General features: G+C 68.8%; 22 protein-coding genes. 16 read left to right on the forward strand and 6 right to left on the reverse strand.

What is annotated here, in order from left to right; translation table 11 throughout:
- The 15 genes from G6045_RS08720 to G6045_RS08790 all read left to right on the forward strand — a co-directional run.
- Window positions 1–422 (forward strand): hypothetical protein (locus G6045_RS08720; protein WP_165331270.1); only part of this gene is annotated, 422 nt, incomplete at its 5' end.
- Entirely contained in the window at window positions 419–1,717 is a 1,299-nt protein-coding gene (locus G6045_RS08725) for a vWA domain-containing protein (protein WP_165331271.1), read from the forward strand. The genes G6045_RS08720 and G6045_RS08725, both read left to right, overlap by 4 nt.
- Complete coding sequence (locus tag G6045_RS08730; RefSeq protein ID WP_165331272.1) at window positions 1,714–2,658, forward strand: hypothetical protein; 945 nt, start codon at window positions 1,714–1,716, stop codon at window positions 2,656–2,658. The genes G6045_RS08725 and G6045_RS08730 overlap by 4 nt, the downstream gene beginning before the upstream one ends.
- A gap of 499 nt (window positions 2,659–3,157) precedes the next feature.
- On the forward strand, window positions 3,158–3,544 hold the full coding sequence (locus G6045_RS08735; RefSeq protein ID WP_165331273.1) for a hypothetical protein: 387 nt from the start codon (window positions 3,158–3,160) through the stop codon (window positions 3,542–3,544).
- 89 nt (window positions 3,545–3,633) lie between these two features.
- The gene (locus G6045_RS08740; RefSeq protein ID WP_235967714.1) at window positions 3,634–4,422 is read left to right on the forward strand and encodes an ATP/GTP-binding protein; all 789 of its coding nucleotides are present in this window, start codon (window positions 3,634–3,636) and stop codon (window positions 4,420–4,422) included.
- Between the two features lie 27 nt (window positions 4,423–4,449).
- Window positions 4,450–5,163 (forward strand): SAF domain-containing protein, encoded by a 714-nt coding sequence (locus tag G6045_RS08745; protein ID WP_165331274.1) that lies wholly within the window; start codon window positions 4,450–4,452, stop codon window positions 5,161–5,163.
- A 2-nt stretch (window positions 5,164–5,165) separates the two neighbouring features.
- Window positions 5,166–6,125, forward strand: a complete 960-nt coding sequence (locus G6045_RS08750) for a hypothetical protein (RefSeq protein ID WP_165331275.1) — start codon at window positions 5,166–5,168, stop codon at window positions 6,123–6,125.
- Entirely contained in the window at window positions 6,118–7,686 is a 1,569-nt protein-coding gene (locus G6045_RS41310; RefSeq protein WP_165331276.1) for a CpaF family protein, read from the forward strand. The genes G6045_RS08750 and G6045_RS41310 overlap by 8 nt, the downstream gene beginning before the upstream one ends.
- A gap of 23 nt (window positions 7,687–7,709) precedes the next feature.
- The gene (locus tag G6045_RS08760) at window positions 7,710–8,597 is read left to right on the forward strand and encodes a type II secretion system F family protein (RefSeq protein ID WP_165331277.1); all 888 of its coding nucleotides are present in this window, start codon (window positions 7,710–7,712) and stop codon (window positions 8,595–8,597) included.
- Window positions 8,598–8,635: 38 nt separating this feature from the next.
- Complete coding sequence (locus tag G6045_RS08765; RefSeq protein WP_165331278.1) at window positions 8,636–9,484, forward strand: type II secretion system F family protein; 849 nt, start codon at window positions 8,636–8,638, stop codon at window positions 9,482–9,484.
- A 26-nt stretch (window positions 9,485–9,510) separates the two neighbouring features.
- Entirely contained in the window at window positions 9,511–9,711 is a 201-nt protein-coding gene (locus tag G6045_RS08770) for a hypothetical protein (RefSeq protein ID WP_165331279.1), read from the forward strand.
- Between the two features lie 2 nt (window positions 9,712–9,713).
- Entirely contained in the window at window positions 9,714–10,127 is a 414-nt protein-coding gene (locus tag G6045_RS08775) for a TadE/TadG family type IV pilus assembly protein (RefSeq protein WP_165331280.1), read from the forward strand.
- Window positions 10,128–10,189: 62 nt separating this feature from the next.
- The gene (locus tag G6045_RS08780; protein ID WP_165331281.1) at window positions 10,190–10,612 is read left to right on the forward strand and encodes a TadE/TadG family type IV pilus assembly protein; all 423 of its coding nucleotides are present in this window, start codon (window positions 10,190–10,192) and stop codon (window positions 10,610–10,612) included.
- Window positions 10,609–11,055, forward strand: a complete 447-nt coding sequence (locus G6045_RS08785) for a TadE/TadG family type IV pilus assembly protein (RefSeq protein WP_206343462.1) — start codon at window positions 10,609–10,611, stop codon at window positions 11,053–11,055. Before G6045_RS08780 ends, G6045_RS08785 begins: the two co-directional genes overlap by 4 nt.
- Before the next feature lie 54 nt (window positions 11,056–11,109).
- On the forward strand, window positions 11,110–14,526 hold the full coding sequence (locus G6045_RS08790) for a LysM peptidoglycan-binding domain-containing protein (protein ID WP_165331282.1): 3,417 nt from the start codon (window positions 11,110–11,112) through the stop codon (window positions 14,524–14,526).
- Window positions 14,527–15,360: 834 nt separating this feature from the next.
- On the opposite strand, the gene G6045_RS42355 is transcribed toward G6045_RS08790, so the two are convergent.
- The gene (locus G6045_RS42355) at window positions 15,361–16,683 is read right to left on the reverse strand and encodes a type I-E CRISPR-associated endoribonuclease Cas2 (protein ID WP_408056319.1); all 1,323 of its coding nucleotides are present in this window, start codon (window positions 16,681–16,683) and stop codon (window positions 15,361–15,363) included.
- On the opposite strand from G6045_RS42355, the gene G6045_RS42360 reads away from it, so the two are divergent.
- Window positions 16,585–16,917 carry a hypothetical protein gene (locus G6045_RS42360; RefSeq protein ID WP_408056320.1) on the forward strand — a complete coding sequence of 111 codons (333 nt, stop codon included), beginning with the start codon at window positions 16,585–16,587 and terminating at the stop codon, window positions 16,915–16,917. The two genes, G6045_RS42355 and G6045_RS42360, sit on opposite strands and share 99 nt — an antisense overlap.
- A gap of 42 nt (window positions 16,918–16,959) precedes the next feature.
- On the opposite strand, the gene cas6e is transcribed toward G6045_RS42360, so the two are convergent.
- From cas6e to casA, 5 genes are all read right to left on the reverse strand, one after another.
- Window positions 16,960–17,712 (reverse strand): type I-E CRISPR-associated protein Cas6/Cse3/CasE, encoded by a 753-nt coding sequence (cas6e, locus tag G6045_RS08800; protein ID WP_206343463.1) that lies wholly within the window; start codon window positions 17,710–17,712, stop codon window positions 16,960–16,962.
- Window positions 17,713–17,717: 5 nt separating this feature from the next.
- Entirely contained in the window at window positions 17,718–18,515 is a 798-nt protein-coding gene (gene cas5e, locus G6045_RS08805; protein WP_165331284.1) for a type I-E CRISPR-associated protein Cas5/CasD, read from the reverse strand.
- Window positions 18,512–19,666 (reverse strand): type I-E CRISPR-associated protein Cas7/Cse4/CasC, encoded by a 1,155-nt coding sequence (gene cas7e, locus G6045_RS08810; protein WP_165331285.1) that lies wholly within the window; start codon window positions 19,664–19,666, stop codon window positions 18,512–18,514. The genes cas5e and cas7e overlap by 4 nt, the downstream gene beginning before the upstream one ends.
- A gap of 97 nt (window positions 19,667–19,763) precedes the next feature.
- Window positions 19,764–20,351 carry a type I-E CRISPR-associated protein Cse2/CasB gene (gene casB, locus G6045_RS08815; protein WP_165331286.1) on the reverse strand — a complete coding sequence of 196 codons (588 nt, stop codon included), beginning with the start codon at window positions 20,349–20,351 and terminating at the stop codon, window positions 19,764–19,766.
- Between the two features lie 125 nt (window positions 20,352–20,476).
- Window positions 20,477–22,174 (reverse strand): type I-E CRISPR-associated protein Cse1/CasA, encoded by a 1,698-nt coding sequence (casA, locus tag G6045_RS08820; protein ID WP_165331287.1) that lies wholly within the window; start codon window positions 22,172–22,174, stop codon window positions 20,477–20,479.
- Window positions 22,175–22,220 lie beyond the last annotated feature (46 nt).

Genomic DNA, 22,220 nt, shown 5'->3' on the forward strand with positions numbered 1-22,220 from the left:
CCCCCTCCACCGCCCCGCATCACGCCACCAGCCACGACCAGCCCCGCCCGAAAGCCACCAGCGACCAAAGCGTGGCGCGCGGCCCCTGGCCGGCGCGCACCGAGAGCGTGCGCCGCCACAACGGGATGGTCGAACTGCGCGGCACCTTCACCGACGCCGACCTGGTCCAGCTGCAGCGCGCCGTGCCCGCCCGCGTGATCACCCTCGATCAGGACCGAATCCTCATCTGGCCGCCCGGCACCAGCGCCATAGAGCACCACAACCGCGGACTCGTCTTCCTGCACGGCTACTTCGAGGCCGGCGACCTCGCCGCCATACGGGCCCTACACCCCGAGCAGACGGTCAGCCACGCCGGAGACCAGATCACCATCTGGCCGACCACCCTCACCCGCGCCCGACTCGAGAAGGGAGACCAGCGATGAGCACACCCTGGCGCATCGTAGCCGCCGCGCTCGGCGCCGCCCTGGCCCTTGCCGTGACACCGAGCGCCCACGCCGACGAGCCCGAGGGTTCGAGCACCCCGCGCATCGAAACGATCATCGACGCATCCGGGTCGATGAAGGAACGCTCCGGCACCACGGTGAAGATGGACGCCGCGAAGGCGGCCGTGACCCAGCTCATCGACCGCATCCCGGCCGAGGCACCGATGGGCCTGCGGGTGTACGGAGCGACCTACCCCGGCGAGGACAAAACCACCGGGTGCGCCGACACTCAACTCCTGACACCAGTCGAGCCGATGAACCAGGCCGCCAAGCAGGACGCGAAACAGAAGATCAACGCCCTGGTCGGGACCGGGTTCACGCCGATCGGCGACACCTTGAGGATCGCGGCCGAGGAACTCGGCACCGAAGGCAACCGGCGCATCATCCTCGTGTCCGACGGCGAGGACACCTGCGCTCCCCCTGACCCGTGCAACGTCGCCCGCGAGCTGAAAGACCAGGGCGTGGACTTGGTCATCGACACCCTCGGCTTCCAGGTCGACGCGAAGGCCGAGCGGCAGCTGCGCTGCATCGCGGACGCGACCGGCGGCCAGTACGACCCCGTCGGCTCCGACGATCTCGCCGAGCAGCTCGACGACGCCTTCAAGCGGGCCTGGAACCCCTACGAGGTGTCCGGGTCCAAGACCAGCGGATCCGACCGGTGCGCCACCGCTCCCCTGCTCGCCCCCGGCCAGTACACCGACGAGGTCACCCACACCCAGGAGCGCTGGTACAAGGCGAAGTTGACGGTCGGACAGGCCATGCGGTTCTCCGCATCGATGGTGCCGCAGTCCGCATACAAGACGGGCGCGGCACTGCGCCTGGACTACTACCTGCCCGGCAAATCGCACGCCTGGAAGCACGAAGTCAGCGTCACCCAGAACTGGGCCAACCTCATCTCGGCCGGCACCGAGTCCGACCGCCTCACCTACAAAGACCTGCCCGCTGGGGCGCGCGACGGGGAGATCTGCGTGAAGGTCAGCGGCCGGATCGACTCGGTCAACAAGACCGAACCGATCGAGCTCCTGGTCGCCACCGCACACCAGGAGGTCACCGCCGACGGCGCCCCCGCCCCGGACGAATCCAGTACGGCTGATGGAGACACCAAGGTCGTTCCGCAGGCCAGCAGTTCCGCCTCAAGTCCACTGGTGTGGCCGCTGATCGGCACGGCCGCGCTCATCGGACTGCTCCTGTCGCTGCTCATCCGTACGCGTCTCAACCGGGGAGACCGCTCATGACCACTAGCCGCACACCCGCTCTGGTCTCGACGGCTGCCCTCTGTGGTCTGCTCGCACTGGGACTGTCCTCCCCAGCGAGCGCGGCGGACGGCACGAACCTGAATGGGCACTCGTTCAAGGAAGCCACTGCGATCACCGCCGGCAGCACGGTGAAGCAGGAACTCGTCGTCGGCGACATGCTGCTGTGGCGCATCGACCTCGAGCCCGGACAGAAGCTTGCCGTCGAGGCCCGTACGACCACCCCAGCCGGCTACGGCGAAGGCGGCGCGCTGGAGGCCTTCGGCATCCAGATCTACGACCCGGTCCGCCAGGCCCTGCACTGCGGAGGTGACCGCAACACCGCCATACACTCCTCGGTCGGCAAAGGCCGCGACGGCTCCACACTCGTCGCGGACTGCAGCGTCGGCGACCCTGCGGACAACCGGGACAAGCCCGTTGAGCTCGCCGGCACATACTACGTACAGGTCGCCATGGGCAAGGTTGCCGACAGCCGCGGCACGGTACTACCCATCGAGCTGAGCGTGAACACCGGCGAGGGCATCGCCCCCACCCCGACACCCGCCTTCAATCCTGGCACCCCCAAGGAAGCCGCCGCCCCGACCGGGTCCTCGCGTGCGGACGCCGCGCCACCGGCCGAGAGTGAGAAGCCCGCGGCGCAGGCGCCGACGTCGAATGCGTTCGCCAGCACGACGATTCCGAGCTGGGCATGGTTGGTCGGCGCGGCCACGCTCGCTGCGGCACTGCTGCTGCCCCTGCTGGGCAAGCGTCGGCGACCTTCTCGTCCCACGGTCCGCGACCTACACGCGCACAATCCCCGGCGGCCTCTGGACGACGAATTCGACGAGGAGCCCAGTGCAGCGTGCGACATGTACCGGCCTCCATTCGCGCATTCCCCACCAACCGGACGGCCTTGGGGTCCCCCGCCGAACAGGCGGAGGTGACGTGGCCATGTCGGCGAATCACTTTGCTCAACGGCAATCGCGAAAGAAGCGGCCGCTCCCACACGGGAAACGTGCGTATCAGCACCACGGTCCCGGATCACCGCGTTCTGGACTTACGGCCGTCCTGAACTGCCAGACGAGGGTCGGAGGTGACCCGAGCTCACATACCGTGCTCACAGCGCCACGCACCGGAAACCACCGTCGCGTCAGCAACGTGGATGGGGTGTACCGGTATGAGTCGGTACAGGCAAGCCCACAATCGCGGTGGGCACGGCACGGGAGGCCACTAATGACATCGGCAACGCATGTTCGCAACACCGCGGGCTCACGCAGTCAGCGCTTCGGGTGGTGCCTTGCTGCTCTGCTCAGCGTATCTGTTGTGGCTGGCTGCAGTGATGACTCGAAGCCTTCGTCTGGCTCGCCTACGAGTTCATCGCCGTCTGCATCGAAGTCCGCGCCTGCCGAACCGGGCGCGGCCGACAAGGAGGCACTCAAAGAGGTGTACGGCAAGTTCTGGGACACCCAGGCCGCGGCCTACGCCAAGGGTTCCAGCAAGGGCACGAACTTCAATGACTACGCGACATTGGACGCGCTGGCCTCGACAGAGAGCGATCTGTTGACCCTGCAGGAGCAGGGCATTGTCACCCGAGGCAAGCCCACGAGCACCGTCAGCCGGATCAGTGTCGATATGGATCGGAAGATCCCCAACGGCCGCCTTACCGACTGCCTGGACACCGAACCGTGGACGTTCCACTACAAGGACACCGGCAAGCAGGTTCCGCGCTCGAAGGAGCGCATCCTGCGCTACGTGACCGAGGTCGAAGCCGAGAAGTGGGGGAAGCAGTGGATGATCACAAAGGTCACCCCGTCAAAGCGAGAGTGCTGACCGGCGTTCTCGCAGGCCTGGTGGCGCTGCCGTTAGTTGGCCTTATTCCTCAAGCGATGGCCGCTCCCCCAGAGGGTGGCGAATGCGACATGAACTCCAAGTGGGTGGCTTGCGAGGCCACCGAGGAGACGGACCTGTCCGGCACGGACACCAAGCCGGCCGGGGACAAGGGCAAGGCCGGTAAGCCTGGCAAGGTCGATCCGGATGCCCCGGTGTGCACGGTGACGAAGATGGAACCCCAGCCGCCGGCGACCCATCGGGCTTGGAAGGGCCACAAGCCCGGTGATGGCGCCATCTACGTACGGTCCTGCGGAAAGAGCTCGTTCGGAGACCCGGGCGCCGTCGATGCCGACATGTTCGCCGACGCGTTCTGGGCTGCTGCAGCTCCCCCAGCGGTCGATCCCGCGATTCTGGCGCTTCAGGCCGTCAGCAAGATGAAGCTCGCAGGTCCGAACATCGCGAGCCCGCGTGCAGATGGCCAGTACGGCGTGAAGGTGCCGATGTGGCTGTGGGTGAACGCTGGTCCGAACACGTTCGGGCCGATCACCACGTCTGCGACCGCGGGCGCGGTCACGGTGACCGCAACGGCCAAGGTCGCATCCATCACCTGGGACTTAGGCAATGGCGGCAAGTCAGTCACCTGCAACAGCGCTGGAACCCCCTACAAGGCGTCGTACGGGATGGCGAAGTCCCCGCGCTGCGGGACGGTCTTCACCGAGGCCTCGACCGAGGAGCCGGGCGGCACGTTCACGATCACCGCGACGTCGACGTGGAACGTGGACTGGCAGGTCGTCGGTGGTGGCGCGACCGGTCAGCTGACCGAGCTCTTCGATACGCAGGTGCCGGTGACCGTAGTGGAGTCGCAGGCCATCAACTAGCGCAAGGCGAGAGGAACTTCCGTCGTCATGGACACCCGTACTTCGCTTCCACCGCGGCCGAACCGTGGCGGCGGCCAGCGCCAGCCCGATCTTCCCATCAGTTCGGGGGCGCTGAAGTCGGTCGCCCCGCGCAGCAAGCTGCTCAAGGCGATGGCCGGCGTGCTCGTGATGGTGCTCGGCATCCTGATCGCCATCATGGCCGTCAACCGTGCTGGCGATCGTGTGCCGGTGGTGGCGCTCGCCACGGACGTGCCGGCAGGAGAACAGATCGAGGCGAGCGATCTGGTGGTCGCGTCGATCGCCGAGGATCCTGCCCTGTCACCGATCCCCGGCGCGGAACGCGCGTCGCTGGAAGGCCGGCGGGCAGCGGTTGATCTACGCAAGGGCTCACTGCTGACTCGCTCACAGCTGCAGACCGGCAACGCTCTGGGTGATGACCGGCAGATCGTGGGCATCGAGCTGAAGCGCGGCACCGCGCCGCGCGATGTGTTGCGCCCAGGTGATGCCGTGCTCGCTGTGGTCCTGCCGCCGCAGGGAGCCGCCCAGGGAGCGAAGCAGGAGGACACGGACGCGTCGCCCGTGCAGGTTGGGGCGACGGTCTTGTCGGTGGGTGCCACGGATGCATCGGGCGCCGTCGTCGTGAACGTAGCGGTAGCGGCGACGGACGGTCCGCTGCTGGCGACGAAGGCCGCGGCCAAGCAGATTGCGCTGATCCGTCAGCCTCGCGGATCGGAGCAGTAGGCATGGCGCTGATTTCGTTGGTGTCTGCCGCGTCGGACGGTGTGACCACGTCCGCGGCTGGTCTCGCGCTGGGCAGCGAGCGGCCGGTGCTGCTGGCCGAGTGCGACATGTCCGGTGGCACCCTGCGGGGCCGTCTGCTGCGGGAGATCCGCCGGCCGTTCGGTCCGTTGGACGCCAAGGGCCGGGTGCAGCAGTGGGAGCCATTGGGCCCGCACATTGGCCTGCACAAGGTGGCCGAGAGCTTCTTCGCGTCGGGCGGGCAGGACGAGACGAATTTCATCCGGCAGGTGGAGCCGCACTTTTGGCCGCTGGACGACTCTGACGAACGGTTCGCGCTGCCCGGGCTGATCGATCCACGGCAGGCCGCATCGCTGCGTGAGGTGTGGCCGAGTCTGGTCCATGTCCTCCAGCTCGTCGACCACGAACTCAAGGTGGACGTGGTGGTCGACGGAGGGCGGATGGTGCTGGAGGGCGGGCACCCGCATCCGGTCTTGTCGCCTGCCCCGCTGCTGCACCAGTCGGACATCGTGCTGCTCGTGATCCGGCTCGCCGACCCCGCTTCCGTGATGCTGGCCGCGCCGATGGTGGAGGCCCTGCAGGACGAGTTGTCGCGGCACGGCACCGGAGCCCGGGCGCTCGGCCTGCTCACGCTCGGCAACAACACCCGCCGTGAATTCCACCCAGGGCAAGTGGAGCGAGAGTTGGAGGCCCCCGTGGTGGGCTCGCTGGCCTGGGATGAGACCGCCGCCGCCTACCTGCACCAAGGCGGGAAGCCGCCGCGGAACCTGTCGCGCAGTGCGCTGCTGCGCGGGGCACGCGACGTGATGCAGCCGTTGCGCGCATATGCGAACCAGCGACGCCTGCAGCTGCAGCTCAGGCAGGTACAGCCGGGGTCCCCGCAGGCGATGGCGCAGATCCGGCAGCTGGTCCTGGCGCAGCGGCAGGGAGCACTTCGTGGCTGACACTCCGCACTACAACGGCAACCATGCTGGCGGACACACCCGGCTCGGCGCGCGACTCAACCAACACCAGGCCGCGCAACAGCCCCAACCTCCCGCGATCCAGCCGGATGCCCCCATGCGGTCAAGGCCGCAGCCTGCACCCGCGCCGGTCAGAAAGGGGCCGGGCACGAGAAGGAGTGTGCCGAGGCCGGCCGGGCCTGCGGACCTGACTGCCGCCACGCATCTGCCGGGCGCGCTGCCGGTGGACCCGTCGGTGATTCAGGATCTGCGGCTCGAGGTCGCCGAGGATCTGCGCCTGGAGCGCGCCCGCCGCGGCGGCGAGAGCCTTACACAGCAGGAAGAGGAGCAGCTGGCCGACGTGTTCGCGCAGCGACGGGTCGCCGCGTGGCATGCCACCAAACTGACCGAGAAGCAGCCGCTGACCCGCGAGCAGCTCAATCTGGTCCGCATCGAAATCCTCAACTTGACTTTCCGGGCCGGCGCACTGCAACGGATCTTGGACCGGCCGGGCGTGCAGAACATCGACATCGACCTGCACCAGATGGTCATGTTCGTCGACGAGATCGGCCAGCAACGCCAGCTGTTGAGCTGCCCGTTCGCCGATGCGCAGCAGGCCCTGGACTGGGTCAACACCATGGCCTCACAGTCCGGGCACGGCGAGCGGCAACTGGCGCACGGTTCCCCGTTCGTACGGTTCCGCCTGCCGGACCGCTCCCGTGTGGCCGCGTCCTTGATGGCGTCGAACGTGGCGATCTCCATCCGTAAGCACGGCGCCAGTTCCTGGCGACTGAAGGACATCGAGCAGGTCGGCACCATCGATCCGCTCATGCGTGAGTTCCTCGCCGCCGCGGTACGGGCTCGGCTGAACATCGTTGTCTGCGGCGGCATGACGGCCGGCAAGACGTCGCTGGTGCGGTGCCTGGCTCGTGAGATTCCCGCCGACGAGCGGCTGATCACGCTGGAAACCGAGTTCGAGCTGTTCTTGGACACCGGTCAAACCGCGGCCCACGTGGTCGCGTTCGAAGCGCGGGAGTCCAACGGCGAGGGCGGTGCCGGCGAACTGACCATCGCCGACATGCTGCCGGAAGTCCTGCGCTACAACGCTGACCGGATCATGGTTGGCGAGGTCCGTGGCAAAGAGGCCGAAGCCATGATGGAGGCCATGTCCATGGGCATGGAGGGCTCGATGTGCACCCTGCATGCCAAGAAGCCCGAGGAGTTCATCAGCCGCCTCGTGCTGCGCCTGGGCAAGGCAGGACTGGACGTCAGCACCAGTCACGGGCTTATCGAAAGCGCCGTGGATTTGATGGTGTTCATCGAGAAGCGCCCCTATGGAGCGAAGGCCGTCACCCACATCTGGGAGGTCGACGGGCTGGGTGAGGGCCACCGGGTGGTCACCAACCCGTTGTTCGCGCCGAGCAAGGAGACCGGGCGGACGGTGCCCACTCCGTACCCGATGACCTCGGACCGCGCAGAGCGGCTCGCCGCGGCAGGCTTCGACCCGCTGCTGCGGGCCCACTATCCGCAGGGCGCGTGGCCAACTGATCGGCAGGCTTCGTGATGGGCCGCGCACAGCTGACGCTTATGGCCATCACCGGGGTCCTGGTGTTCCTGGTCGGTGCGTACGCCACGGTGGCCGCGGTCCGCGGAAAGCTGATCGCTGTGCGCCGCCGTCGGAGGAGGAGTGGACTCGGCGGCGCGATCGACGAGCTGCCGAACCCGTGGCGGAAGAACTACCGCCACCTGGTGGGCGCCGCGGTGATCGGCGGGGTGCTGGTGTGGGTGGCCACGGACCGGCCCGTGCACGGCCTAGTCGTCTTCATCGCCCTGGCCGGTCTGCCGTTCCTGCTGCACCCGGGCGGCTCGGCCCGCGCGGAAACCGTGCAGCTGGAGGCGATGTCGGACTGGCTGCAGCAGGTCGCCTCCCTGGTGATGTCCGGCCGGCCGATCGACCAGGCGCTGCACGCCACCCTCACCACCATCCCCGCGCCACTCGCAGGCCCGGTGGGCCAGTTGGCGCTGCGGATGAGGGACGGCATGCCACCCGCGCATGCCTACCGGCTGCTCGCCGACGACCTGGGCACCCTGTCCGGCGACGACTTGGCCCAGGTGTTGATGATGCACACCCAGACTCGCGGCTCTGGTCTGGCCGAGGTCCTCAAGCAGATGGCCACTAAGACCGCGGACAAGGCCAAAGGCCTGCGCGAACTGGATGCCGCCCGGGCTCGCACCCGGCGGCGGGCCCGCAACGTCACCCTGATGACCCTCGCAGTGATCGCCGTGGGCCTCACCGGCGCCGGATACACCTCCTGGTACGCCACCGGTGCAGGTCAAATCGGCCTGACCGCGGTGAGCGGGGTCGTCACCGCATCCCTGTTTTGGCTGCGCCGGCGGGCTCAGATGGACGAGGAACCCCGGCAGCTGAAGACGGCCCAGGAGCGGGCCGCCAACCCGGAAGGGGCCGCCGCATGAATGTCTCCTTCCCGGCGGTCGTCGGCGCCCTGTTGGCCATGGGCGGCGCCCTGTTCGCGATCCGCACCCTGCTGCCCAAGCGCCCGGACGTGGTGGAACTGTTGCGCCGCTCCCCCGTCGCCCCGGTGACAGTGTTCAAGTCCGGCAAGTCATCACCGGCGTGGGCCGAGCAGCTCGGAGCGCGCCTGGTGAAATCACCGGCGGTTGCCACCCGGCTGCCGAGCCAGGACCTGAAGCTGCTGGGGCAAACGCCAGCCGAACTCGCCGCCAAGTGCGTGGCGTTCGCCGTGCTGGGCCTGTTCCTGCCGCAGGGCTCCATGCTGCTGGCGGCCGCGGCCGGCGTCGGGCTGCCGCTGCCCATCCCGGTCGGCGCCGCACTCGTGGCCTCGGCGTTCATGGTGTTCAAGTGCATCGACGACGTCCGTGATGAGGCCAAGGCGTTGCGCCACGAGTACCGGTACGCGGTCATCTCGCTGCTGGAGCGTCTGATGCTGGTCCGCACCGCCTCTGCAGGGGCGGCCGGCGCGCTGATCCAAGCCGCCTCGGTCGGGGACCGCCAACCGGCCCAGCAGATCCGCGCCGCGCTCGATCACGCCCGGCTCACCGGCACGAACGGCTGGACCGCGCTTGAACAACTCGGCCGCGACCTCGGCATCCCGGAACTCTCCCACCCTGCACGCGCCCTGGCCCTGGCCGGCGAGGAGCGCACCGCCATCAACAACACCTTGTCCAACCAGATCGACTTGTTGCGCACCGCCCTGCACACCGACCGAATGACCCGCGCCAACCAAGCGAGCGAGCAGATGGAGCTGCCCATCCTCGCCGTGGGTCTGAGTTTGGTGCTCTTCATGGTCGTGCCCGCCATGGTGCGGATCCTCAACATCTGACCCGCCGACTGCCCAAGGAGCAGACCGTGTTCACTACGCCCCTCGCCCGCATGATCGCTGCTGTCCGCCGTCACTTCACCAAGGTGCGCTCGGCTGCGAGGGATGCCGGCTACTCGGTCACCGAGTGGGCCGCCATCACTGCCTTTGGCGGTCTCATCGCCGGTGCCATCTACGTGGCCATCAACACGAAGGCGCAGGAGAAGATCGCCCAGATCATGGGGATCTGACCATGCCCCCACACCGCTTCCCGCGAACGTGGCGCCTATGGCACTGGCTGCGTCGCCGCGGCGATCGCGGCGGCGGCGTCATCGACTTCGCCGTGGCTTTCCCGCTGCTGGTCATCCTCGCGCTGATGGCGATCGAGACGGGCTTGTACTTCCATGCCCGCTCGGTGGCCTCGCACGCCGCGCAGGCCGGCGTCGATGCCGGGCGCGCCCACGACGCCGAAGCTGGCGCCGGCGCGGAGGCCGCACGGGACTTCCTGGCGCAGACCGGAAAGTCAGTGGAGGACGCAGAGGTGGCTGTGGACACCGACGGCGACCAGATCGCCGTCACCGTGACCGGCAAGGTCTCCAGCCTGGTGCCTGGGCTGTCCTACACCATCGAACAGCGCGTTCAGGGTCCCGTGGAGGAGTTTCGGTGAGCCACCGACGAGCCCCTGCGGCATGGAGTGCGGCAGACCTACGGGCTGCTCACCGGGCCTGCTTGTGGGAACGCCTGCGACAGGACCATGGGAGCGCCGCGCTGAGCCTGGCCATCTTCGCCCCGGTGCTGGTCGCCCTGCTGTGCATGATGGCAATCGCCGGGCGGATCCAACTCGCTCAAGGGGTCGCCGATGCGGCCGCACGAGATGCAGCGCGGACCGCGTCCCTAGCCGACATACCGGCCGAGGCTGAAGGCGCCGCGCGTGACGCCGCGTTGGCCTCCTTGCAACGCTCGGGCATGACGTGCGCCGACATCGACGTCGCGCTCCAGACGCAAGAGGGCACGCTGGGCACGAGCGGCACCGTCACCGCCACCGTGTCCTGCACCGCGCCCCTGGACGACATCGCGTTCCCAGGAGTGCCCGGGGCCAAGACGCTCAGCGCCACCATGACCAGCGTGATCGACGAATGGCGCGCCTCATGATCCAAACCTGGACCTTGGCGGCATGCCGGCTGCGACGCCGACACGATCGCGGGTCGGTTGAGATCGCCATGCCGATCATCGCGCTGACCCTGTTCGTCATTTTGGGTCTGGTTCTGGACGGCGGCGGCGCGCTGAACGCGAACTCGCGGGCAGCGTATGTCGCACAGGAAGCAGCGCGGGCTGGCGCGCAGCGCATCGATCCCGGTGCGGCTATCACCGGTGAGGCGATCGTCGTCGACCCGGATGCCGCGACAGCCGCCGCCCAGGACTACCTCGCCGCGCACGACCTGGAGGGCACCACCAGCGTCTCCGCCGACGGCAAAACCCTGTTCGTTCAGGTCACCGGCACGTACGACACCACCTTTGCCTCCCTGATCGGCTATGACACGCTGCCGGTCACCGGGGAAGGCCAGGCCACCTTGCTCCACCAGCCCGGAGGCTGAAGCCAAATGAAGATTCTTGGGCGCGTACTGGCCGCCCTGCTGCGCCTGATCGCCGTGGCCTCGGTCGTCGCCGGTGTGCCCATCCTGCTCCTGGTCCTCAGCCGCGAACTGGACGCCTCACCCCTGCCCTCGACGCTGCCCACGCTCGGCGAGGTCGTCGACGCCGTGATGGCCCCCGATGACGGGAAGTTTCTGATCGGCGTACTCCTCGCGGTGGCCTGGGTGGTGTGGTTGTGGCTCACCATCCCCCTCCTGGTCGAAATCGTCGCGGTACTGCTGCGTCGCTCCACACCCCGCCTGCCCGGTATGCGCACGGGCCAGCGGTTGGCCGCCTACATCCTGGGCGGCCTGCTGCTCGCCTCGCCGGCGGCGGCCGCGGCTGCGGCTACCCCGGCGCACGCCGTCACGCTGTCCCTTGAGGACCGCGCGACGGCGGCACCCGCAGCCCAGCCCGAAGCCACCGACGGGCCGGCGGTACCTTCGCAGGCGATGGCCGGGCAGCAGACGCACCAGGTGCGCGAGCCAGGGGTGTTGGCGTACGACCTAGCCGAGGAGCGTCTCGACGAGGGCCTGCGATGGAGTGAACTGGCAGACCTCAACCCGGATCTACATATCACCGGCGCAGCAACGGAACTCCCGGTCGGTAGCGTGCTGAAGCTCCCCGCCGATGCTCGTCCCGAGGCGAACATCGACACGCGTGCCCAGAGCAAGCACACGCAGGTGGCCCCTTCCGCATCGCCCACGCAGAACAAGCCCACCGCCCAAGCTCAGGAGAACGCCGGCGCTGCGGAGCACGAGCGTGTGGTCGAGCCGGGCGACAGCCTGAGCGGCATCGCGAAGGAAGAGACCGGCGACGCGACTTCCTGGCCCGAGCTCTACGAGGAGAACAAGGGGCAACCACAGCCGCACGGGCACACATTCACCGACCCGGACCTGATCTACCCCGGTCAGAGCCTGACGCTGCCGGCCGGGTGGAAGGCATCGAGCGACAACGATGCCCCTGGCGAGGACAACGACCACGACGAGCCGACGAACCCTCCAGCGGACCTGGGCGACAGGGATGCGTCGGGCGACGAAGCCTCGCCTTCGGCCGCCCCGGACGACCGCGAATCCGCGACCCCCGACGACGACTCCGACGAGGCGGCGCCGGCTCCGGACGCCCCTACGTATCCCTCGCAGAGCGCAGAGGCCCCGCAGAAGCCGACGGCCGAGCCGTCGGCGTCCGAGTCCGCCAAGGAGGGCAGCGCCGTGGTGCCGCCGCCGAGCGCCAGCACCCCACCGTCGGCAAGTACACCCCCAGGGACCTCCAACAGCCCGTCGGCGACGCCGACCACGTCGCAGCGCTCGGTGGACCTTCGCCTAGTTGCGGGCGCCGGTCTGCTGCTGGCCACCGGCATCGCAGCCGCGCTGGCGACGCGCCGGGCACTGCAGCGTCGGCGCCGAGGCCCCGGGAAAACAATCGCGATCGCCAAGGAGCCCTCGGCGGCTGAGGCTCAGCTCGTCGCGGCCGCCGACGAGGCTCCCGCACGGCAACTGGACCGCGCGCTGCGGACGTTGGCCCTCGCCGCCGACGAGGACGGGATGGACCTGCCGCAGTTCGCCGCGGCACGCATCACACCGCGCACCCTTCAGGTGCTGCCCATCGACCCCACCACCACCCCGCTGGCGCCGTTCGCCACCGGCTCCGACGGATGGTGGACCCTGGCCGAGGGTGCGCAGCTCATCTCGGATGAGGACGCGCAGTCAATTGTTCCGCCGTATCCGGGACTGGTCACGCTCGGCTCCAGTCCCAGTGGCGATCTCGTGCTGGTAAATCTGCCGCAGCTCCAAGTCGTACTGCTGGAGGGCGAGCCGACCGATATCGAGGAGGTCCTCACCGCACTGGCCCTGGAGCTGACTGAGGCTCCGTGGGCGCAGCATGCCGAGCTGGTCACCACCGGCTTCGGTGCCGAGCTGCAGGGGCTGCTGCCGTCGTCGCGCATCGCGTACGCCCGCACCGGTGGGCACGCGGCCCGCGACCTCGCCGAACGGCTCTTGTCAGCGCAGCAGTTCCCCGAGGAAGCCCACCAGCTCTACCTGTTGTGCGCCAAGACCCTGGATGCAGACTCCGGATGGCTGCTCGCCGAAGCCTTCGCCAACGCTGGTGAGGTTCCTTTCGCGTTGGTCGCACCGGCCGCCGGGGTCTCCCAGTTCTTCCCGCACGCGCAGGTCCTGGACGCCTCCGCCGACGGCGCGCAGTTGGTGGATGTGCTTGACCTGCCCCTGACGCTGCAGCGTCTCGAGCACAGTGCTTACCAGCAGATCGTCACCACGTTCCAGGTCGCCAACCAGCCCGCCACACCCGCCGAGGGCCCCTGGCGGAACGTGCCCGGCGAACCCGAGGCGCACCAGGAACCGGCCACGCGCACCGCGGACGTGCCGGTGATCGTCCCAAGGCCCGCGGTGACGGTGGCGGCCGCAACCGACGACCAGGCAGCGGAGCCGACATCGATCCCCGCGGCATTTCGAGCGCCAGCGACGGACACGGCCGGGCTGCGCCTCATGCCCTCCCCCACGCCCACCCCCGGCGGCACCCAAATCGGCAACATCGAAGCGGGGGCCGCCGGCGAAATGGAAGCGCGCTCCCCAATCGGTGCGACGTCCGTACACCCGCCTGCCGCGCCCGCCACCGACCACACGGCGCCGCCTGCTGGTCGGGGCGAGACTGACGTCCAGGAGCTACATGTGCCGGAGATCAGAGTCCTGGGCCCGGTGGATGTCACCGAGCTGGCGTCCAGCAGCAAGGGCCCGCGTCTCGCACAGCTGGCCGCATTGCTCTACTTCAAGCCCGACCGGGATGCCGACGTGCTGTGCGAGGACATGAGCCCCACCGAGCCGTGGAGCCGGGAGACCCTCAGCGCCCGCATGACGGACCTGCGCACCCGTCTCGGCAAGGACCCCGACGGCGAGCTGTACGTGCCGCGGCGCACCTCGAGGGACGATCCGTTCCGAATCTCCCCCAAGCTGCGCTGCGACTGGACATGGTTCCAGCAACTCGCGGAACAGGGACTGTCCGCAGGGCAAGACGGACTGGCCGTGCTGGAGAAGGCACTGCAACTGGTGCGCGGCCGACCCTTCGGCTCCCACCCGCTGCCCTGGTGCGACCCGCTGCGCCAGGAGATGTCTGTGCGGATCGTCGACGTGGCGCACACCGTCGCCACCTGGCGCATGGCCCCTGGCACTGCGCAGGACCTGGCGGCTGCACGACAAGCCGTCACCGTGGGCCTGACTGCCGAGGAAACTTCCGAGGTTCTGTACCGGGATTGGATGCGCATCGAGCACGCGCTCGGCAACCGACCGGGCCTGCACACCGCGATCACACGCTTGCAGACAATGAACCGTGCGCTGCACGCCGACCTGGAGCCGGAGACCGAGGCACTCGTCGACGCATTGATGTCGGCCACCGGCGGTGCAGACGCGCACTCGCGCTGACCCCCTGGTCTGCGCCTGATGCACAGACCATGCGCAGTGCGCTCAGGTGCGGGTTTGGGGCGCGCCGGAAGTGGAGCGTGGCGGCGCGAGTGGTGTTCGCACAGCTCGTTCTGTGGAAGTCCGGAACATCCCCGCGGTTGCGGGGCGACACAAAAGGGCCCCAGGACGACCGCGTGGTCGCGGACCAACCCCGCAGGCGCGGGGCGACCTGCACCGTCAGGCCGCGGCGTTCGACGCGTACGGGCCCCAGTCACGCGGCAACGCATCAGCGATCGGGAAGGGCTCGTTGTCGTCCGGATGCTCCCCGCGGGCACGGGGCCACCAGGGACCGGACGAAAGGGACTTGCCGAGAAGCGGAAGACCCCCGCAGGCCGGGGCAGCTGGCGGAGGTACCTCCCGGGGGGGAGGTACCGGGAAGAGAACCCCACCGGCGCGCGGGCCACCCGCGGTAGTTGTTCGAGCCCAGGTTGATGACCGGAAGATCCCCACAGGCGCAGGGCAACTTGACGTACGAGCCGAGCAAGGGCTGCGCGCAGGGAGCATCCCCGCAGGCGAAGGGGCGACTGGACAGGCTGGTCCACTCGCGTACGACCGTTCCGGACCATCCCCGCAAGGGCGGGGGCGACGTCGCGCTCGGCGGACTGCTCACCGTGGACGCCGGACCATCCCCGCAGGCGCGGGGGGGGCAACCCGTCATGGGCCCGGAAGTCGGCGGTGTCCTGCGGACCATCCCCGCAGGCGCGGGGGCAACCATCGCAGCACCACCACCCTCCCGGACTTGGCCGGACCATCCCCGCAGGCGCGGGGGCAACTCCTTCACCAACTCCCGGTCGGTCACCTGCTCCGGACCATCCCCGCAGGCGCGGGGGCGACGTGGACCTCTTCCCACGGACCATCCCCGCAGGCGCAGGGGCGACGTCTTCCGCCGCCTGGACGACATGTTCCAGTTCGGACCATCCCCGCAGGCGCAGGGGCGACGTGCACCCGGCCCACACCTCGCGCACGGCCTGCGGACCATCCCCGCAGGCGCGGGGCGACGTCGGTGTCGGTGCTGCACAGGTGCAGGAGTTCCGGACCATCCCCGCAGGCGCGGGAGCGACGGGGGCGGAGGCGGCGAGTTCGATGGCGGCTTCGGACCATCCCCGCAGGCGCAGGGGCGACGCCCATAGCGCACCCTACCGGTTGACCGTGCATGGACCATCCCCGCGGGCGCGGGGGCGAGGCCGCGGACGTAGCTGCCCAGCAGGGCGCCGACGGACCATCCCCGCAGGCGCGGGGGCGACGTCGGCGTCCTTGCCGAGACGCGTACGCAGGTCCGGACCATCCCCGCAGGCGCGGGGGCGACCGCAGTGCAGCCGGGCACGAAGGGGAGCACGCAGGACCATCCCCGCAGGCGCGGGGCAACTCGAACTCGCCCTCCTTCACGCCCTCTACGAACGGACCATCCCCGCAGGCGCGGGGGCGACGGTCGGGCCACGGGGGTCGGAGGATCCGGACGCGGACCATCCCCGCAGGCGCGGGGGCGACTGGGAAAGAGTCCAGGTCGTGGTGCCGCTCGAGGGACCATCCCCGCAGGCGCGGGGGCGACGGAATGTACCCCAGGCGGAAGAGCGTCGCGAACGGACCATCCCCGCAGGCGCGGGGCGACTCCGCGTCCTTGATTTCGAGGCCGGACAGGCTCGGACCATCCCCGCATGCGCGGGGGCGACCCGTTGATGTCAGTACCGTGTGTCCGCCATGCAGGACCATCCCCGCAGGCGCGCGGGCGACGACGCGGCGATCCAGAAGGACGCCACGATGTTCGGACCATCCCCGTAGGCGCGGGGGCGACAAGACGCTCCTTGGGGCGGGTGACCAGCCAGGCGGACCATCCCCGCAGGTGCGGGGCGACACGAAGCGGATGCGGTTCTTTCGCGGGAGGTGACGGTTTTCGTTTGGTTGGACTTTGGTCGCGCGGAGAGGATGAGTCCGTCGAAGTCGACGGATTGCCAGCGGTTTCGGCCCGCGGTGCGGACTACCCATCCCTGCTCGCTTGGTGGCTGGTTCAATGAGGATGGCTTGACCGTCGCCGATGCGGGTGGCCAGTACGTCCCAGAGCCGGTCTCGGACACGGCGGTTGGGGTTGTCGACGAACACGCCTGGGCTTGCTTCGACCATCCTGCGTGTGCGGTGTCCTCGGAGTCCCCAGCACATGGTGGCGCCAGAGTCGGCGAGCAGGCGGATGGCACCGTGGGTGACGCGGGTGCCTGGGCCGAGGAGCATGACCGCCACCATGGCGGCGGGGACTCGGACGGTCTGCTGTTTGTTGATGATGACGACGGCGTTCTCGTCGCGGTCCAGGTGGCTGCGTTCGACGTAGACGCTGGAGGCGCGGTCAGCGATGCGGTGTAGGTCTTGAGGATCGGCTTTCCACCAGATGTCGGGCACGGGCGCTCAGCCCCGTTGCTGTAGGGGTGCGAGGGTCAGCAGGCCGCAGCCGTACGCCTTGGTGGGGCCGATGCCGTTCAGGAGGCGCTCGGTGAAGAGGTCAGGATCGGTGACCTGGAGCTGTCCTTCGAAGGTGACGGCATTCATGACCACGTGGGCTTCCTTCGCAGTGACCGTGCCTTTGGCGAAAGTTCGATGGTGGCGGTTGGTAATGCGGACATCGCGGGGCGGTTGGCCGTCTGCGGTGTGGGTGCCGTCGAGTTGGGGTGCGGGCGGGATGTCGAATCCCCAGCGGGCGGTGCGGGTCAGGAACCAGTTGAGCTGCGCTGCGGCGGTGCGGTGTCCCAGTCGCAGGCCGCGTCGTTGGCCTGCGTCGAGGCGTTGTTGTTGGCGGGGGGTCGGCTTGTCGGGCTGGGTGGTGTTTTGGACGGGGTTGGCGGTGAGGCGGAATGCGAATCTGCGGCCCTGGGCGATCTGTTGGAGTAGGGGGGTGTAGTCGCGTATGGCGTAATGCTCGCCGGCGGCGTCGGGCCATCCGGCGTGCTCGACGAGGTGGGTCCAGTCCGGCTTGTCGGTGGTCAGGACGAAGAGGTGGGGGCGGTGCGGGTTGTCGCCGTCGAGGCGCCAGAGGGTGCGTCCTATGTCGGGCGGTCCGGGGATGCCGCCTTCGATGGCTGCGTGCATGGCGCGGGGGCTGGCCAGGAGTTTGCGGCTTTCGGCGCGCAGGGGGTTGATGCGGATGCGGGAGAGGTAGGGCATGTCGGTCACCAGCCCAGGAGGGCGAAAGGGTCGTGGCCGTCGGTGGTTGAGGGCCGTGTGGGGTCGGGGGTCAGTCCGGTGGGCACAGCGAGGTAGGTATGCCTGATGCGGCGGGTGGTGTAGGTGCGGTTCGTGGGCGCGAAGGACAGGGGGACGTCGTCGCGAACGTCATCTCCGGCCGGGTCGTCGAGGGTGGCGGGCAGGTCGACATGGGCCGCGTTGCCGTTGTCGCGTCCCCACCGTCTGCGCACCGCCGGGGAGGCCTGCCAGGGCTCCGTGCGCAGTACGGTTTGCAGGGTGCCGGTGCGCTGTCCAAGGAACAGAGGTTGTGTCGGGGCGCAGGAGCGGCGACCGAGGGCGAGTGGGAATGCGGGGCGGCGGACAGCGTGCTCGAGGGTGGTGACGAGATCGCCAGGTCCCTCTATCGCGGCCAGGAAGATGGCGTCCTGGAGGTAGAAGCGCTGGGTGACGTGGGTGTACTTGGCGGGTGAGGTGGACTTTTGCTGCCCCTTGGCGGTCACCGCGGACGACAGGAGCGGCCGGCCGCGATGGTCGCTGACCGTATGGAAGTCGCGCAGGATCGTGCCGGGTTGCTCGATGCGGATGCCGAGGCTCAGACCGGCGAGGTCGTCGATGGGGGCGTGTCGCGGGCGGCCGGCCGCGGCGGCGAGCAGTCCGACGATGCCCGACTTGGTGGGTTCGGGCCGGGTCTCACGGCGATTGAAAGCACTGCGGTCGCCCCACGACTGGAGCGGTGCGGCGAGACGGAGCAAGAGGACAGAGGTGCTGTCGGGGTCGCTCACGCCTGCTCCCCCAGGACTGCGGTGAGGCGGGTGCGCAAAGAGGTGCGCAGGTCGGCGAAATCGACAGCGTCGCCGAACGCCTGGGTGAGGGCTTCGACGGTGTCCTTGGCGTGGGGTTCGCGGGTGCGGAAGGTGTGGCTGGCTGCCGTGAAGAGGGGACGGTCACCCCATAGGCGCGTTGCGGTGAGGTGCTCTTCGGCCAGACGGCGGGCGGAGTCGGCCTGGATTCCGGCCTGCGCAGCGATGGGTTCTTCGAAGGCGGAGACGAGGTTGACGGGCTGATCGGCGCGGACGACGACAGCGAGGAGGCTGGGCCGGGTGTGGTGGGCGAACGCGTTCTGGTAGCCGGTGGGCATCGAAAGGGCGAAGCCGTCGAGGAAGCGGTCGAGGGCATCGAGAGCGGCTTCGGTGTCGCCTCCGAGGTTGTCGGTGAGCTGGGCGAGGCCGACGGTTGCGTAGCGGTAGAGGGTGGCGGAGTTGAAGCCGATGGTGCCGATCATTCCGGCGCCGGTCTCTCCCTGCTCGTTTTTGTCGTCGACGGCCGTGAAGTAATCGAATTCGAGCTGCGTCTCGTGGGTGGACAGCGCGTGCGCTACCTGCACGGCCGCGTCCACGTTGAGTTTGGGGATGTCCGCGACCATGCGGCCGAACAGGGCGACCCCGACCGGATGTCCGCTTTGGAAGGTGACCGCGACGGGAAGTTCCTTGACCGCCTCGCCAAGTTCCTTCTCCTCCAGGGCCACGAGGTCTGCTGCGTTGTCGGGCACAAGGGCCGCCACGGCGTCGAGCTGGGCATTGCCGTAGAAGAGGAGGTAGGCGGTGTCGCCGGCCTTCTTGCCCTGGCTGAGGCCGAGTTGGGCCAGCAGTGCGGCGGCGATGCGGTGCGCGTCGTCGCGGTGCAGGCCACTGTGACGGGCGATGCGGGTGGCGAGTTCGGCGGTGATGCGCTTGGTGCGGGTGGCGCGGTCGGGCTCGGGGGCCCCGGTGTCGAAGTGGCGACGGGTGGCCCGCTTCCATGCCTGGGAGGAGACCCGTGAGCGGCGCACGCCCCCGTAGATGGCCTCCTTGGGGTTTCCTTGATCGTCACGGTTGATGTTGGCGGGCGGCACGGTCTGGATGGCGTGTACGTCGATGTAGAGACGCTGCGGCATGGGGTATCTCCCTGACATGTAGTGGGTGTTGGTCGGGTGGGGCTGGTGCGGCGGCCGGTCCCTCGGTGCGCAGCGAGGCCCGGGCGGATGGGTGGTGTCAGGTGGTGGAGGGTTGGGTCCAGCCGTAGTAGTCCAGGCCCCATTTGCGGCGCACCCGAGAGCGGGCTTCGGGCCGGTGCCAGGCGTGGAGGTCAGTGGCGAGGCGGTCGTAGTCCAGGGGCTGTTTGATGTCTTTGAGTTGGGTGATAAGGCCGCGCAGTCGCAGCTGCAGTGCGGCGGCGGAGGTGGCGGAGAACGCCTGCTGGAAGCGGGAGTCGACGGCTTCGTCGCTGGTTCGGTCGTGGCGGCGCAGGGCGAGCATGGCTCGGCCCAGGCTGATGCCGGCGCGGTGCATGGGCCGGTCTTGGCTTTGCTGGTGCAGTCCATAGAGGGCGAGGGCGATGTGTTCGGCTTCCTGCTCGCGGGAGACTTCGCCTTTGCGGGCGGCGAAGTCGTCGATGGGGCAGGTGTAGAAGGGGAACATCTCCAGCACGGTGCCGGCGGGGCGACCAATTCCGCGACGCAGCACGGCAAGGTCCTCCCCTGGCGGGCGCTGTTGGGCGCCGGGTTGTGTGCGGCGCCAGGTGCCGTCCGTGGCGATGTAGAGGTGCCAGATTCTTGGTTGGGTCCGGGTCTCTTCGGTCATGGCCGTGTCCAGACGTAGTCAGGGCGCTGGGGACTGTTCGGGTGTGCCGATGGGCCCGGGCGTGCATCACGGGATACCTAGGCCGGGGTGGGCGAATCGGGCGAGGTGGTGGGCGAGCCCCGTTGTCAGGTGTGTGCTGACGCGGTGTGGTCGGCGAGTGCTCGGTGGAGGATTGCGCCGCGGCGCTTGTGGAACGACGCTTCGGCCGTTGATGCCCGGTATGTGCGCTCGGGTTTACTGTCGCCGTGCGAGAGGCGTCGGCCGGCGAATGCTCCGACCGGTACGGCCTGTAGGAGCCGATCGGCGATGTCGCCGGTGCGGCGCCAGGCCAGCTGTTCCCAGGCGAGCTGTCCCGCCTCGATCTGCTCGAGGTCCTCCACGTCGCGCAGGCCTGCCAGGAGCCGGCGCACCAAGGGGTCCAGCGAGTGCAGGACTTGCTCGCCGGGGCGCTGCCCCTTGTCCCAGGGGATCGGTTCGCTGCCCAGGGAGCGTCTCAGGTCCGCGGAGAGGCGGTTGATGGCCATCGTCAACTCCTCGGCCTGCTCCGTGACTTCGAGGAGCGTGGCGCGAAGGTCGCTGTCTACTTCGAGGGCCGCCAGCGGAAGGGGCAGCGTGTCGAACATGAGGTCGTCGATGACGGCCGACTGGTTGCCATAGACGATGCCGAAGAGTTCCACGCGCAGGGGGTAGCTACGGTCGAGGTCTGCAGTCAGGGCGCCGGCTTGGTCCAAGACTTTGCTGGTGGCGAATCCGCTGGTGGTGTCTGCGGCCTCGCGCGATTGCCGTTCGGGTGCCAGGAGCGCATCGAGTCCACGCCAGGCGGCCTTGCCGGGCTGCAGGCGCAGCGGTCGTCGCGCAGGTGCGGCGGTGTCCTTCTTGCGTGCGCGGCTTTTGGCGGTGGTGGGCTCGATGCGCCACATGGTGTGCGGTTCGGTGAGGGGGGTGTGCGGCATGCGATCGCCTGCGGCGACCAGGACGCGTGTCACGCGCAGGCCGTCATCGGTCTCTTCGGGAAAGAGTCGGATGCGGCGGGACTGCCATGTCCACAGGTCCAGGAGTCCTTCGGGAGCACGCTCGTGCCATTGAGGGCTGCCGGCATGGTGCGGGGCATCTGGTTCGCGTCGTCGCCATTGCGGCCGATCGTTGGCCAGGGGGGACGATCCGATGGGAAGATTCAGTAGCAGGGTCTCGAAGAGGGTCCTGCCGCCGAGCAGGGTGACTCCCAGCTGGCCCAGGGGGCCGGTCGGGTTGCCCGTGGTCTTGCCTTTGGCTGCTCTCGGGTCGCCGACAGCGCCTGTCTTGATGGCCGCGGTGTCCCAGCACTGAGTGTGCAGGAGCCAGTGCGCTGCTTGTGCGGGGGTGAGGGAGAAGGCGTCCCCTTCGGTTCGCGAGGCGAACAGCGGCACGTTGTTGCCTGTTGAGGCGGTGGCGACGATCAGGCCGGCGTTCTTCGTCTCCCCTTTCGCCGTGTGCAGATCGGCGACCTGCCCGAAGGGATGGAGTGGATGGAAGAGATCGAACAGTTGCTGGTGCTCGTCGAGGTACGCCGTCAGCCTGGTGCGCTGCTCTGGCGTCCATCGCCCTGTGGCAAACCAGTCCATCCACTCGCGTTCATCGGCCGGCCGCCCCAGCGCGTCGACGATCACGGGTAATAACAACTGGCGTAACACTGCAGGTCTCTGCGTGGGAATCTCCGTCTGCAGGCCACCAAGCGTGTGGCATTCCAGCACTGCCGTGCGTAGCGGTAACTCTTGGGCGGGTCCTCCGGCCGCGGGCGGTATGTGCAGCCAGGGCTCATCGGTCAGATGAAATGCGTGAACCATCAGTCCCCCTTGACTAAAGTCTCTACGTTTGAAGCTACACATCGGC

It is taken from the genome of Streptomyces mesophilus (assembly GCF_011044995.1).
GTDB classification, from domain to species: Bacteria; Actinomycetota; Actinomycetes; order Streptomycetales; family Streptomycetaceae; genus Streptomyces; species Streptomyces mesophilus.